The sequence below is a fragment of the Martinezella lusitana genome, from assembly GCF_016901135.1.
In the GTDB taxonomy this organism is placed as follows: Bacteria; Pseudomonadota; Alphaproteobacteria; order Rhizobiales; family Rhizobiaceae; genus Rhizobium; species Rhizobium lusitanum_D.
In genome coordinates, this window is sequence record NZ_JAFEVL010000066.1 from 169,486 (window position 1) to 182,994 (window position 13,509).

Genomic DNA, 13,509 nt, shown 5'->3' on the forward strand with positions numbered 1-13,509 from the left:
CTCTACTTATTTGATTGTAGAGCGGATTCAGATGTCAGGTCGAGTCGACCTAACATCATCCGGCTCTACTGTGCCGTATCCTGACAAGACATCCCATTTTCATGGCTCCGGGCTCGCCCGGTTCGTCACGAATCAAGTTCAAAAACAATACTGCCTAAGGGAATCTGCGGGAAGGGAGCTGGCTAAAAAATAAGCCCCGGCATTTGTCAATGCCGGGGCCACAAGATGTTGTGGATATTGATCTTAAGATCAGTATCTGTAGTGGTCAGACTTGAAAGGACCTTGGGCGGTGACGCCGATATACGCGGCCTGCTCGTCAGAAAGCTCGGTCAATTTTACACCGAGCTTGGCGAGATGGAGGCGGGCGACCTTTTCGTCGAGGTGCTTCGGCAGCACGTAGACCTGATTCTGATACTGACCAGGCTTGGTGAAGAGCTCGATCTGCGCCAGCGTCTGGTTCGTGAAGGAAGCCGACATGACGAAGGACGGATGGCCGGTGGCATTGCCGAGGTTCAGCAGGCGGCCTTCCGACAAGAGGATGATGCGGTTGCCCTTGGCGAACTCGATCAGGTCGACCTGCGGCTTGACGTTCGTCCACTTCAGGTTACGCAGAGCGGCAACCTGGATTTCGTTGTCGAAGTGGCCGATGTTGCCGACGATCGCCATGTCCTTCATCGCACGCATGTGGTCGATGCGGATGACGTCCTTGTTGCCGGTCGTGGAGATGAAGATATCGGCGCTTGAGACGACGTCTTCGAGCTGAACGACTTCATAGCCATCCATGGCGGCCTGGAGCGCACAGATCGGGTCGACTTCCGTAACCTTGACGCGGGCGCCGGCGCCGGAAAGCGAAGCGGCCGAACCCTTGCCGACGTCGCCGTAGCCGCAGACGACAGCGACCTTGCCGGCCATCATGACATCGGTGGCGCGGCGGATGCCGTCGACCAGCGATTCCTTGCAGCCGTACTTGTTGTCGAACTTCGACTTGGTGACCGAGTCGTTGACGTTGATGGCCGGGAAGGGCAGCAGGCCCTTCTGACTGAGCTGGTAGAGGCGGTTGACGCCCGTCGTGGTTTCTTCGGTTACGCCCTTGATGGCGTCGCGCTGCTTGGTGAACCAGCCCGGCGAAGCCTGAAGGCGCTTCTTGATCTGCGCGAAGAGGATTTCCTCTTCTTCGGAATGCGGGTTGGAGAGCACGTCCTCGCCGGCTTCGGCGCGGGCGCCGAGCAGGATGTACATGGTGGCGTCGCCGCCATCGTCTAGGATCATGTTGGACAGGCCGCCATCGGCCCACTGGAAGATCTTATCGGTATAGATCCAGTAGTCCTCGAGGCTTTCGCCCTTGATGGCGTAGACCGGAACGCCGGAGGCGGCGATCGCGGCGGCGGCATGGTCCTGCGTCGAGAAGATGTTGCAGGATGCCCAGCGGACTTCGGCACCGAGTGCCACCAGCGTCTCGATGAGAACGGCTGTTTGAATCGTCATGTGCAGCGAGCCGGTGATGCGCGCGCCCTTCAGCGGCTGCGTTTCGCCGAACTCGGCGCGGCAAGCCATCAGGCCCGGCATTTCGGTTTCGGCGATCGTGATTTCCTTGCGGCCGAAGTCGGCAAGGCCGATATCCGCGACGACGTAGTCTTTTTCAGTGCTCATGAAGATCTCCAGCCTGAACGATGCAGTCGCGCCTGGGCAAACGCCTCGGCCGAATGCAACAAAATTGCACGCTGACAGCGTGTGGGATGATGCCGTGTAGCAGGCTTCAGGCTGGAAATCAATAATGATATAAAGAAGTCTTTATGTCTTTATGTCTCGATGTCGACTAAGAGGAAGAGTTAGATTTCCTCGCCGAACTTGTTGGCCACCAGCTGGTCGAGCGCCTCGAGCGCTTCGGAGGCCTGATTGCCGCTCGCGGTCACTACCACGCTGCAGCCGGGGCTGGCCGCAAGCATCATCAGGCCCATGATCGAATTGCCGCCGACCGTGGTTCCGTCCTTTGAAACGGTGATGGCGGCGTCATAGGCTTCGACGGTCTGGACGAATTTGGCGGAGGCGCGGGCGTGGAGGCCTCGCTTATTGATGATCAGGAGTTCCCTGGAAAGCTCGGTCATGGGGGCGATGCTGTCTCGTCATTTGCCGCTGAGCACGCGGCTGGCCACGTTGATGTATTTGCGCCCTGCCTCCGAAGCTTCCACGAGAGCCTTCTCCATGTTGTTGTCGCCGCGCACGCCCGCAAGCTTGATGAGCATCGGCAGGTTGACGCCGGCGATGACCTCGGTATGGCCGCTATTCATGACGGAAATTGCAAGATTGGAGGGCGTGCCGCCGAACATGTCGGTCAGGATGATGACGCCGTGGCCATCATCGGCGCCGGCGACAGCCTGCAGAATGTCCTGCCGCCGCTTGTCCATGTCGTCTTCGGGACCAATGGATACCGTTTCTATGAACTTCTGCGGACCAACGACATGCTCGACCGCATGCCGAAACTCTTCAGCTAGCTTGCCATGAGTGACAAGCACAAGTCCGATCATGATATTACTGCTCCCATCGCATTACGCAAACAGGTGGCCCATATCGCAATGCAGCAATGTCGTCCACCGGTGGGGGGACATCTTGGCGATGAAAAGACGAAGTGCAAGCTTAAAATACAGGATTTGAACGCCTGTGAAAGCTTAAAAGGCCGATTATTCCAAACTGGTGGCGATTTTCGCCATAATTATAGCGAGCGGATTCATCGAGTTGGCCGACAGTCGGACCAGCGGCAGCCGGATGGAACCGGTCACGTTTATCTGCTCGTCCTCGGGAGGCAGCCTTTCCGCCGTCGCCGGATCGACCGGACGGATGGCGAAGTGCATTTCGGCCTTCTGAACATAAGGCAGGCGAACAATGCCGGTGTAGCGGATTTCCATCAGGCCGGCGATCGAAGGCGGGCATTCGGCGATGATGGAACCATCCTGCTCTGTGATCAGCACGCGGTCGTCGGCGACAAGCGCCGCGGCAAGTCCGAGTGGCTTGGCGGCTGCGAGGCATGAAAAGGCGAGCGAGGATTTACCGCTGCCCGAGGGGCCTAGAAACAACAGGCCGGTCTTGCCGATGACGATCGCCGTCGCGTGAATATTGGCTGCTTCGACGGTCATGCGGCCGCTCATGCCGGCGTCTGGGCGGGCAGCGACAGGATGAAGCGGGCGCCGAGCAGCGTCGTGCCATCAGTGTCGATAAGGTTCTCCGCCCGCAGCGATCCGCCATGCGCCTCGGCGATCTGCCGGCTGATCGACAGGCCGAGACCCGAATTCTGCCCAAAGCCTTCCGCTTCCGGCCGGTCGGTGTAGAAACGCTCGAAGATGCGGTCGATGTCCTCGGCCTGGATGCCGGGGCCATTATCCTCGATGTAGATGACGCAGCGCGTTCTCGTGCGCGTCAGCCTCACCGTGATCTTGCCATTGCCGTTCGGGACGAAGGATCGGGCGTTTTCAATGAGATTGGTGACGATCTGACCGATACGCAAGTCGTGACCAACGACGGTGAACTTCGCCTTGTTGGCCGGCTTGCGGTCGACCAGATACTCGATCTCGACTGCCCTCTTGGTGTGTCCGACCTGGCGGGAAATATCGATCATGTCGCGCAGCAGCACTTCCAGATCGAGTGACTTTTCATCCGAGCGGGCAAGTTCAGCGTCGAGACGGGATGCGTCGGAGATGTCGCTGATCAGCCGGTCGAGACGGCGCACGTCATGCTGGATCACATCCATCAGCCGCTTCTTGGAATCGTCACTCTTGGCGAGCGGCAGCGTTTCGACGGCGCTGCGCAGCGATGTCAGCGGGTTCTTCAGCTCGTGGCTGACATCGGCGGCGAAACTTTCGATCGCATCGATGCGGTCATAGAGCGCCGACGTCATGTCGCGCAACGCGATCGACAGGTTGCCGATCTCGTCCTGGCGGGCGGAGAAATCCGGAATTTCCTCGCGCTCCTTCGCCCCGCCGCGGCGCACGCGAATGGCGGCGGCCGAGAGCCGGCGTAGCGGATTGGCGATGGTGGACGACAGCAGCAGCGACAGGACGACGTTGACCAGCGTCGCGACGCCGAAGACGCGCATGATCGCCAGGCGCTCGGCATGGACAATCTTGTCGATATCGCCGGCCTGGGTCGAGAGCAAAAGCACGCCGAGCACGGCCCGGAAACGCTGGATGGGCACGGCGACCGAGACGATCAGCTCGCCCTTTTCCGTGGTGCGCACGACGGCGCCGCGCACGCCGGTCAGCGCATTCATGACTTCCGGATAGATCGAGCCATCGCCTCCGGGCGCTTCCTTGTAAACAGGCAGGTTTCCCGGCTGCAGCATCTTGTTCAGCAACCCGCTGAACCAGTCGGACCAACTCTGCTTCTCGTCGTCTACCGGCGGCAGGTCATAGCGCAGCACTTGGCCGCGGGAATAGAGGTGGCGGCTGTCGAGCAGCAGGTTGGCATCGGCGTCGAAGATGCGGGCGCGGGTGCGTGTCGGCGAGATCAGCCGGGTCAGCACGGGCGCCACCTTTTCCGGATCGATCGGGAATTCCAGATCCTCATCGTTCGGAACAGGCGTGATGCTCTGGCCGGCCTGCAGCTCGAGCAGCTTCTGCGGATCGATGGTGATGGAATTGGTATCGACCGATGCCGAGGCGGAAACTGCGCCGGCGATGATTTCGCCCTGGGTCAGCAGGCTCTCGACGCGCGCGTCGATCAGCCCTTCCCGGAACTGGTTGAGATAGAGAATGCCGCCGACAAGAACGACGAGCGCGGCAAGATTGAAGAACAGGATGCGTCGCGTCAGGCTCGAAAAGACGGCATTGCCGAAGATGCGGCGGATCAGCGTGAACGGATGAGTCCATCGGCGGCGCGCAGGTCGAACGCCGCTCGGGCTTTCCGCGTCATCTATATCTCTGTCCTGCACCAGCTGTGCCAAACCAATGGCCCTTTCGAAGAACGGGATCTGTGATCCCGTCCGCATGCTCTTATTCCATTCTCAGGCGTATGGTCCAGTTAACTATTATGCAGCTTCGCGGAAGCGGTAGCCGACGCCATACAGTGTCTCGATCATATCAAAATCGAGATCGACCATCTTGAATTTCTTGCGAAGCCGCTTGATGTGGCTGTCGATCGTGCGGTCGTCGACATAGACCTGCTCGTCGTAGGCGGCGTCCATCAGGGCATCGCGGCTCTTCACGACGCCGGGGCGCTGCGCCAGGGAATGCAGGATCAGGAATTCCGTGACGGTCAGCGTCACCGGCTCGCCCTTCCAGGTGCAGGTGTGCCGCTCTTGGTCCATGACGAGCTGGCCGCGCTCCAGCGAGCGGGCCTGCTGCGTGGCACCCGGCTTGGCGGCTGCGCTGCCGCCGGCTGCGTTCGCGGCCTCGCGGGCGGAAGCGCGGCGGAGCACCGCCTTGACGCGCTCGACCAGCAGGCGCTGCGAGAAAGGCTTGGTGATGAAGTCGTCGGCGCCCATCTTCAGGCCGAAGAGTTCGTCGATCTCCTCATCCTTCGAGGTCAGGAAGATCACTGGTATATCGGACTTCTGCCGCAGGCGGCGCAGAAGTTCCATGCCGTCCATGCGCGGCATCTTGATATCGAAGATCGCCAGCTGCGGCGGCCGGGCGAGCAGACCATCGAGCGCGGACGCGCCGTCGGTGTAGGTCTCTACCTTATATCCCTCTGCTTCCAAGGCAATCGATACGGAAGTCAGGATATTGCGGTCGTCGTCAACGAGCGCGATTGTCAACATGGTATTCGTCTCCGTCATCAGTGCGCGTCTCCCGGATTTGGAATCCAGCCCAGGCGGTCTGCCAGCTCGGTCGGCGGTAACCTGGCGCGCTTATGGGGATAAAGGTGGAACAAATTGTGGCAAAGATAAAGGGGTGGATTGTCGAACCGCGATGCGCTTGCTCAAAGGTTGTGCGACGAAACGTCCCGGTGTTACCGATTCAAACGATTTAAAATTATCGAAGTTTATTTAAATCGATTAAATAACTGATATCATTAAAGATTTTTTGATTTTCGCTCTTGTGCTTTTAAAAAGACGTCTCTACGCTTTAGAAAGTTCTAACGGCCAAGGCCTTGTTGAGGAAAAAAGTGATGGAGCAATTCGGCGTCCGTAATCCCGCAACCGAACTGGGATCGATCGGCCTGGGAGCCGCCGCCAGCGTGCGCTATAACCTCATGGAGGCCCATCTCTATGAGGAGGCGATTCGCCGCCGCGAAGCTGATCTCACCGCCGATGGCGTGCTGAGGGCGCTGACGGGGCAGCACACCGGCCGTTCCCCGAAGGACAAGTTCGTCGTGCGCGACGCCACCACCGAGGATCAGATCTGGTGGGACAACAACAAGCCGATGTCGCCGGAGCACTTCGCGCTGCTGCAGGAAGACATGCTGGCGCATGTGCATGGCAAGGACCTGTTCGTCCAGGATCTCATCGGCGGCGCCGATCGCGACTACGCCCTGCCGACGCGTGTCATCACGGAATTCGCCTGGCATTCGCTGTTCATCCGCAACCTGTTGATCCGTCCCGAGCGTTCGGCGCTCGAAAGCTTCGTTCCGAGGCTGACGATCATCGACCTGCCAAGCTTCCGCGCCGACCCGGAGCGTTACGGCTGCCGCACGGAAACCGTGATTGCCTGCGATCTGGTCAACGGCATCATTCTGATCGGCGGCACGTCCTACGCCGGCGAAATGAAGAAATCGGTCTTCACCGCGCTGAACTATCTGCTGCCGGAGCGTGACGTCATGCCGATGCACTGCTCGGCCAATGTCGGCCCTGATGGCGACGCTGCGATCTTCTTTGGTCTGTCCGGCACCGGCAAGACGACCCTGTCGGCCGATCCGACGCGCACGCTCATCGGCGACGACGAGCATGGTTGGGGCGAAAACGGCATCTTCAACTTCGAAGGCGGCTGCTACGCCAAGACCATTCGCCTGTCGGCCGAGGCCGAGCCGGAAATCTACGCCACGACCCGCCGCTTCGGCACCGTGCTGGAAAATGTCGTGCTGGACGAGCATGGCCGCCCGGATCTCGACGATGGTTCGCTGACGGAGAATACCCGCAGCGCCTATCCGCTGCATTTCATCCCGAATGCTTCGGAATCCGGCTTAACCGGCCATCCCGAGACGATCATCATGCTGACGGCCGATGCCTTCGGCGTCATGCCGCCGATCGCCAGGCTGACGCCGGATCAGGCGATGTACCATTTCCTCTCCGGCTACACCGCCAAGGTCGCCGGCACGGAGAAGGGCGTCGTCGAGCCGGAAGCCACGTTCTCGACCTGCTTCGGCGCCCCGTTCATGCCACGCCATCCCGCTGAATACGGCAATCTGCTCAAGGAGCTGATCGCGCGCCACGGCGCCGGCTGCTGGCTGGTCAACACCGGCTGGACCGGCGGCGCCTACGGCAAGGGACGGCGCATGCCGATCAAGGCGACGCGCGCCCTGCTGGCCGCATCCCTGAAGGGCGATCTCGACAATGTCGAATTCCGCATCGATCCGAATTTCGGCTTTGCGGTGCCGGTTGCCGTCGACGGCGTCGACACGGCCATCCTCGACCCGCGCTCCACCTGGGCCGATGGCGAGGCCTATGATGCGCAGGCCAAGAAGCTGGTCCAGATGTTCGTGACCAACTTCGCCAAGTTCGAGGATCACGTGGACGGCAATGTCCGCGACGCGGCGCCGGGAATGCCTGTCGCAGCGGAATAGTCTCCCCGAGGCATCGACGACTCACGTGAAACTCACTCGCCCTCGTGGTTCGAGACGGCCCTCTGGGCCTCCTCACCATGAGGGCTGGTCCTCTCGCCTGACGCGCTGGTCACTTCGCCCTCATCCCCAGGTGCATTTGGCGTTATGCGTTGACGTGCCTCGAGGGACGAGATGGCGCCTTGGGCTTCTTCACGGTGAGGTCTCTCGCCTGACGCGCTGGTCACTCCGCCCTCATCCTGAGGCGCATTTCGGCGCGTGGCGCGGAAATGCCTCGAAGGACGAGGCGGCCCCAAACTGGCTACACAACCATATTTTCAATCGCGCTCCGATGTGGGATAGACAGGCGCGGAGAAAACCATGGCCAGCGAAGCGCTTTACATCAACGACCGGATCACGATCGCCGGCTGGGAGCTGACGGAACAATTCGTTCTGGCGGGCGGTCCTGGCGGTCAGAACGTCAACAAGGTCGCAACCGCTGTCCAGCTTTTCTTCAGCATCCAGAATTCGCCCTCGCTCAGCGACCGCGTCAAGGCCAATGCCGTGAAGCTGGCCGGGCGGCGCGTCTCCAAAGACGGCGTGCTAATGATCGAAGCCAACCGTTTCCGCAGCCAGGATCGCAATCGCGAGGATGCGCGCGAGCGGCTGAAGGAACTGATCCTCGAAGCTGCGGCCCCGCCACCGGCGCCGCGCAGGAAGACCAAGCCGACAAAGGGTTCGATCGAACGCCGGCTGAAGGAGAAGTCCGGGCGCTCCGAAGTCAAGAAGATGCGCGGCAAGCCGGGCGGTGACTAGGCGTTCGGGCTGCGGCTTTGGTTTGGGTGGGGTAAGTAGGGGTGTGTCAGGTGAGTCCGGCGTTGCCGCAACTGTGTACCTGGCCCCTCATCCCCGCCTTCTCCCCGCACGCGGGGAGAAGGGACGACAGCGCGAAACCGCAAGGCTCTCCACTTGTGGTGGATTGGCTTAAGGCAAGATAGGCTCCCTCGCCCCGCTTGCGGGGAGAGGGCGGGGGTGAGGGGCCACGCACAAGAGTGCGACGACGGCACATTCACCTGACCGGCACCATCAGGAAAACATCAATGCTGCTCCCCAATGGAATTCGCCATCTCCCCGACTATCTCGACCGCCCCAAACAGGAAGCCCTGGTCGACGCCATCCGCGCAGTCGTGACCGAAGCGCCGCTCTACACGCCCGCCATGCCCGGCACCGGCAAGGAAATGTCGGTGCGCATGACCAATTGCGGCTCACTCGGCTGGGTCACGGACAAGCAGCGCGGCTATCGCTATCAGCCGACGCATCCGGTCACCGGCAGGCCATGGCCTGCCATGCCCCCGCAATTGCTCGATCTGTGGAATGATATAGCAGGCTATGAAAAGCTGCCACAGGCCTGCCTCGTCAATTTCTACGGTGACGATGCCCGCATGGGCCTGCATCAGGACCGTGACGAACAGGATCTGGCCGCACCCGTCCTGTCGATCTCGCTGGGCAATAGCTGCCTCTTCCGGGTCGGCGGTCTCAACCGCAATGATCGCACGCTATCTTTCAAGCTCTCTAGCGGCGACATCGTCGTTCTGGGCGGCGAGGGGAGGCTTTGCTTCCATGGCGTCGATCGCATCTATCCGGCGACATCGACATTGCTGAAGAATGGTGGGCGAATAAACCTGACCCTAAGGCGGGTTGAGGCTTAGAGCATTTTCGCATTCCGGACGGAAAACCGTTGCGCACTTTTCCTAGAAATGCTCTGAGCCTCAAAGCTTCCTCAGCGCCACCTGCTCAATCAGATGGTTCTTCCCCTTCTGCAGGATGAGATCGGCACGCGGGCGGGTCGGCAGGATATTCTGGCGCAGGTTCTTGAGGTTGATGTTCTTCCAGAGCCCTTCGGCGATGGCCAGGGCCTCCTCGTCGCTGATCGAGGCATAGCGGTGGAAGAAGGAATTGGGATCGCGGAAGGCGGTTTCGCGCAGCTTCATGAAGCGGGCGACATACCAATTATGGATAAGATCCTCGTCGGCGTCGATATAGATCGAGAAGTCGAAGAAGTCCGAGACCATCGGCACGATCTTGCCGTCGGCCGGCAGATGCCGCGATTGCAGCACGTTGATGCCTTCGAAGATCAGGATATCCGGACGGTCGACTGTCTTGAACTCGCTCGGCAGCACGTCGTAGACCAGATGTGAATAGCAGGGTGCCTTCACATCCGGCTGTCCGGCCTTGATGGCGGAGAGGAAACGCAGCAGCGCCGCGGTATCGTAGCTCTCCGGAAAGCCCTTGCGCTGCATCAGGTTGCGGCGCTGCAGCTCGGCGTTCGGGTAGAGAAAGCCGTCCGTGGTGATCAGGTCGACCTTCGGGCTCGACGGCCAGCGGCGCAACAATTCCTTCAGGATACGGGCCGTGGTGGACTTGCCAACGGCGACGGAGCCGGCAATGCCGATGACGAACGGTGTCTTGGCGACATCGGAAAGGCTGAGGAACCGGTTGCGCTGCTCGAACAGGATTTGCGAGGATTCCACATGCGAGGACAAAAGGCGCGACAACGACAGATAGATGCGCCGGACCTCGTTGAGATCGATCGGATCGCCCATCGAGCGCAGCCGCGTCACTTCGTCGGCGGTCAGCGTCAGCGGTGTGTCGGCCCGGAATTTCGCCCACTCTTCCGAGGAAAAGAAATAATAGGGCGAATAGGCTTTCGCCTGAAAAATATCGAGCGTCTCGGGCGCAGTCGGGGTCTTGGTTGCTATCGTCATCGCTTTCTACCGGCTCGCCTTCTCCTGAAGGCCGGATTGTGCGGTGCGCCTTTCGAGCTCACCCATGACATTCTGTAACGGAATGCCTGCAATCTTCAATACGACCATAAGATGATAAAGCAAATCTGCTGCCTCATAGGTGAGGTTGGCTTGATCGTTGGTGACCGCCGCCATCACGGCCTCGATCGCTTCCTCGCCCAGTTTCTTCGCGGCCTTCGGTTGGCCGGCGGCGCATAGCCTAGCGGTCCAGGATTCCTCGGGCGGTGCCTTGGAGCGCTCCTCGACGATTCGTTCGAGGTCGGAAAGGGTAAATCCGCTCATTGGTTCGCTGCCTCCTAATCGAGCCGCATGGGAATGCCGCGCTCCGCCATGTAGCGCTTTGCTTCGCCCACCGAATAGGTGCCGAAGTGGAAGATCGAGGCGGCGAGCACCGCCGTCGCATGGCCTTCCTTGACGCCGGCGACGAGATCGTTGAGATCGCCGACGCCGCCCGACGCGATAACAGGCACGCGCACAGCATCCGCGATTGCCCGTGTCAGTTCCAGATCGTAGCCAACCTTGGTGCCGTCGCGATCCATGGAGGTGACAAGTAGCTCGCCGGCGCCGCGCTCGACCATCCGGCGGGCGAAATCGACGGCGTCGATGCCGGTCGCGTTGCGGCCGCCGTGGGTATAGATCTCCCAGGCGCTCATATTGTCGCCGCCGAGCGCCTCGGTCCGCCGCCGCTTGGCGTCGATCGAGACGACGATGCACTGGTTGCCGAACTTGTCGGCGGCTTCAGCGACGAAATCCGGATTGTTCACTGCCGCCGAATTGATCGACACCTTGTCGGCGCCGCAGAGCAGCAGCTTGCGGATGTCGGCGATAGCGCGCACGCCGCCGCCGACAGTCACCGGCATGAAGCATTGCTCGGCCGTCCGCGCCACCACGTCGAAGATGGTTTCGCGATTGTCGGAAGAGGCTGTGATGTCAAGAAAGCAGAGCTCGTCGGCGCCGGCGGCGTCGTAAGCCTTGGCCGCCTCGACCGGATCGCCGGCATCGACGAGATTGAGGAAGTTGACGCCCTTGACAACGCGGCCGTCCTTGACGTCGAGGCAGGGGATGACGCGGGCTTTCAGGGTCATTGCGCTGCCTCCCTGGCCTGCTTGATCAGCGCCAGTGCTTCCGTGGGATCGATGCGGCCATCATAGAGCGCCCGGCCGGAAATCGCACCCTCCAGTTTGCGGGCATCAGGCTCGATCATGCGGCGGATATCGTCCAGCGAGGCAAGCCCGCCGGAGGCGATGACGGGAATGGAGACGGCATCGGCCAATTCCAGCGTCGACGCCCAGTTGATGCCGGTCAGGATCCCGTCGCGGTCGATGTCGGTGTAGATGATCGCGGCGACGCCGGCGCCCTCGAATTTCTTGGCTAACTCGATGACGCCGAGTTCGGAGGCTTCCGCCCAGCCCTCGACCGCCACCTTGCCACCCTTGGCGTCGATGCCGACGGCAATATGGCCCGGAAATATCCGGCAGGCCTCGACGACAAGAGCCGGATCGCGCACCGCCACCGTGCCGAGGATGACGCGGGTGAGCCCGCGCGACAGCCAGTTTTCCATATGGTCGAGCGTGCGGATGCCGCCGCCAAGCTGCACCGGATTTTTCGTCGCCTTGAGGATGGCGTCGACAGCAGCGCCGTTGACAGTCTCGCCGGCGAAGGCACCGTTGAGATCGACCACATGCAGCCACTCGAAGCCCTGGTCCTCGAAGGCCTTTGCCTGCGCGCCGGGATCGGGATTGTAGACGGTCGCCTGTTCCATGTCGCCGAGCTTCAGGCGGACGCATTGGCCGTCTTTTAGGTCGATAGCGGGGAAGAGAATCATGATTTCTATCCTTGGAGCGCGAGCCTTACGGCTTCCAGCGCAGGAAATTGGCGATCAGGGCGAGGCCGAGCTTCTGGCTCTTCTCCGGATGGAATTGCGAGCCGGCCATGTTGTCGCGGCCGACGAAGGCGGTCATCGGCCCGCCATAGCTTGTGGTGGCGATGACATCGCCGCCGTGGTCGGCCGCCAGATGATAGGAATGGACGAAATAGGCGTGCAGTCCGTCCGGCCCGGTCGGAATACCGTCGAACAGCGCATGCGGATGCCGGATATCCAGGGTGTTCCAGCCGATCTGCGGGATCTTCAGGCTTGGATCGCTCGGGGTCATCTCCTTGACGTCGCCCTTGATCCAGCCGAACCCCTCAGTGATCGTCTTTTCCAGCCCGCGCGACGACATCAGCTGCATGCCGACGCAGATGCCGAGAAAAGGGCGGCCCTTGTGTTCCACGACATCGATCACGGCTTCCGCCATGCCGGAAACGGCATCGAGCCCGCGCCGGCAATCGGCATAGGCGCCGACGCCCGGAAGTACGATGCGGTCCGCGGTGGCGACGCGCTCGGCATCATCGGTAAGGTCGATGTCAGCATCGATGCCGGCTTCGCGGGCAGCGCGTTCGAAAGCCTTGGTGGCCGAGCGCAGATTGCCGGAACCATAATCGATAATTGCGACGCGCATGGTCAGCGTCCTCCGTCATAGCCGGGAAGGCCGAAATTCGGACCGGAGCGGCTGGGATTGGTATTGTTGGCCGAGATATCCCAATCTTTCGAATGGATATTCTGCTGCGGCTGCTGCTCGACCTCGGAAAAATGGATCTCCTCCGCCGTCGCCAGATCATGCGCGGAGACGAGATTTTCCATTTTCCAGCCACGGTCGATAAGCCGCTGGCTGAGCGCATGCGGGCCTTCGAGCGCTGATAGAACATGCACGCCGAGCAGAACGGCTGCGCCGGCGGCAAAAAGGCCCGGCTGGCGCATCAATTCCAAGGCAAGGCCTTGCAGCAGAAACGTGGCGGCGGCATGCAGCCACAAGCGATGGAAAAGCATCCACAGCGTCGGAAACAGGAAGGCCTTCCAGGAAAAGCCGTCGCGGATGAATCGCGTACCGTCCCGATACCGATCCGATACTTCGGATCGGTCCGGCGCTCCGGGTGGAGTCAAAATCAGATAGCTTGCCATTTCTTCACTTCCCCAGGT

General features: G+C 61.0%; 15 protein-coding genes. 3 read left to right on the forward strand and 12 right to left on the reverse strand.

Going from position 1 to position 13,509, the window contains the following annotated elements; translation table 11 throughout:
• Nucleotides 1–249: 249 nt before the first annotated feature.
• The 6 genes from ahcY to JTP94_RS28885 form a co-directional block, all read right to left on the reverse strand.
• Nucleotides 250–1,650, reverse strand: a complete 1,401-nt coding sequence (gene ahcY, locus JTP94_RS28860; protein WP_204853854.1) for an adenosylhomocysteinase — start codon at nt 1,648–1,650, stop codon at nt 250–252.
• Between the two features lie 179 nt (nt 1,651–1,829).
• Nucleotides 1,830–2,105 (reverse strand): HPr family phosphocarrier protein, encoded by a 276-nt coding sequence (locus tag JTP94_RS28865; protein WP_204853855.1) that lies wholly within the window; start codon nt 2,103–2,105, stop codon nt 1,830–1,832.
• 18 nt (nt 2,106–2,123) lie between these two features.
• Nucleotides 2,124–2,525 carry a PTS sugar transporter subunit IIA gene (locus JTP94_RS28870; protein ID WP_034481375.1) on the reverse strand — a complete coding sequence of 134 codons (402 nt, stop codon included), beginning with the start codon at nt 2,523–2,525 and terminating at the stop codon, nt 2,124–2,126.
• A gap of 153 nt (nt 2,526–2,678) precedes the next feature.
• The gene (locus JTP94_RS28875; RefSeq protein ID WP_204853856.1) at nt 2,679–3,131 is read right to left on the reverse strand and encodes an HPr kinase/phosphorylase; all 453 of its coding nucleotides are present in this window, start codon (nt 3,129–3,131) and stop codon (nt 2,679–2,681) included.
• An 8-nt stretch (nt 3,132–3,139) separates the two neighbouring features.
• Nucleotides 3,140–4,933: a sensor histidine kinase gene (locus tag JTP94_RS28880; protein ID WP_204853880.1), complete on the reverse strand. Its 1,794-nt coding sequence runs from the start codon at nt 4,931–4,933 to the stop codon at nt 3,140–3,142.
• Nucleotides 4,934–5,017: 84 nt separating this feature from the next.
• Nucleotides 5,018–5,749, reverse strand: a complete 732-nt coding sequence (locus JTP94_RS28885) for a response regulator transcription factor (protein WP_197072741.1) — start codon at nt 5,747–5,749, stop codon at nt 5,018–5,020.
• 350 nt (nt 5,750–6,099) lie between these two features.
• Between JTP94_RS28885 and JTP94_RS28890 the strand changes: the two genes are divergently transcribed.
• The 3 genes from JTP94_RS28890 (at nt 6,100) to JTP94_RS28900 (ending at nt 9,395) form a co-directional block, all read left to right on the forward strand.
• Nucleotides 6,100–7,710 (forward strand): phosphoenolpyruvate carboxykinase, encoded by a 1,611-nt coding sequence (locus tag JTP94_RS28890; protein ID WP_204853857.1) that lies wholly within the window; start codon nt 6,100–6,102, stop codon nt 7,708–7,710.
• 357 nt (nt 7,711–8,067) lie between these two features.
• Nucleotides 8,068–8,502 carry an alternative ribosome rescue aminoacyl-tRNA hydrolase ArfB gene (arfB, locus tag JTP94_RS28895; RefSeq protein WP_204853858.1) on the forward strand — a complete coding sequence of 145 codons (435 nt, stop codon included), beginning with the start codon at nt 8,068–8,070 and terminating at the stop codon, nt 8,500–8,502.
• 284 nt (nt 8,503–8,786) lie between these two features.
• Nucleotides 8,787–9,395 carry an alpha-ketoglutarate-dependent dioxygenase AlkB gene (locus tag JTP94_RS28900; RefSeq protein WP_204853859.1) on the forward strand — a complete coding sequence of 203 codons (609 nt, stop codon included), beginning with the start codon at nt 8,787–8,789 and terminating at the stop codon, nt 9,393–9,395.
• Between the two features lie 60 nt (nt 9,396–9,455).
• Here JTP94_RS28900 and coaA read toward each other — a convergent pair whose 3' ends face one another.
• The 6 genes from coaA to JTP94_RS28930 are packed head-to-tail and all read right to left on the reverse strand — an operon-like array spanning nt 9,456 to nt 13,491.
• Complete coding sequence (gene coaA, locus JTP94_RS28905) at nt 9,456–10,451, reverse strand: type I pantothenate kinase (RefSeq protein ID WP_034510765.1); 996 nt, start codon at nt 10,449–10,451, stop codon at nt 9,456–9,458.
• Nucleotides 10,452–10,457: 6 nt separating this feature from the next.
• Nucleotides 10,458–10,772, reverse strand: coding sequence for a phosphoribosyl-ATP diphosphatase (locus JTP94_RS28910; protein WP_204853860.1), 315 nt, complete (start codon nt 10,770–10,772; stop codon nt 10,458–10,460).
• 14 nt (nt 10,773–10,786) lie between these two features.
• Complete coding sequence (gene hisF / locus JTP94_RS28915; protein WP_204853861.1) at nt 10,787–11,575, reverse strand: imidazole glycerol phosphate synthase subunit HisF; 789 nt, start codon at nt 11,573–11,575, stop codon at nt 10,787–10,789.
• On the reverse strand, nt 11,572–12,315 hold the full coding sequence (hisA, locus tag JTP94_RS28920) for a 1-(5-phosphoribosyl)-5-[(5-phosphoribosylamino)methylideneamino]imidazole-4-carboxamide isomerase (protein ID WP_204853862.1): 744 nt from the start codon (nt 12,313–12,315) through the stop codon (nt 11,572–11,574). Before hisA ends, hisF begins: the two co-directional genes overlap by 4 nt.
• A 25-nt stretch (nt 12,316–12,340) precedes the next feature.
• Nucleotides 12,341–12,991, reverse strand: coding sequence for an imidazole glycerol phosphate synthase subunit HisH (gene hisH, locus JTP94_RS28925; RefSeq protein WP_204853863.1), 651 nt, complete (start codon nt 12,989–12,991; stop codon nt 12,341–12,343).
• Nucleotides 12,992–12,993: 2 nt separating this feature from the next.
• The gene (locus tag JTP94_RS28930) at nt 12,994–13,491 is read right to left on the reverse strand and encodes a DUF2628 domain-containing protein (RefSeq protein ID WP_204853864.1); all 498 of its coding nucleotides are present in this window, start codon (nt 13,489–13,491) and stop codon (nt 12,994–12,996) included.
• Nucleotides 13,492–13,509 lie beyond the last annotated feature (18 nt).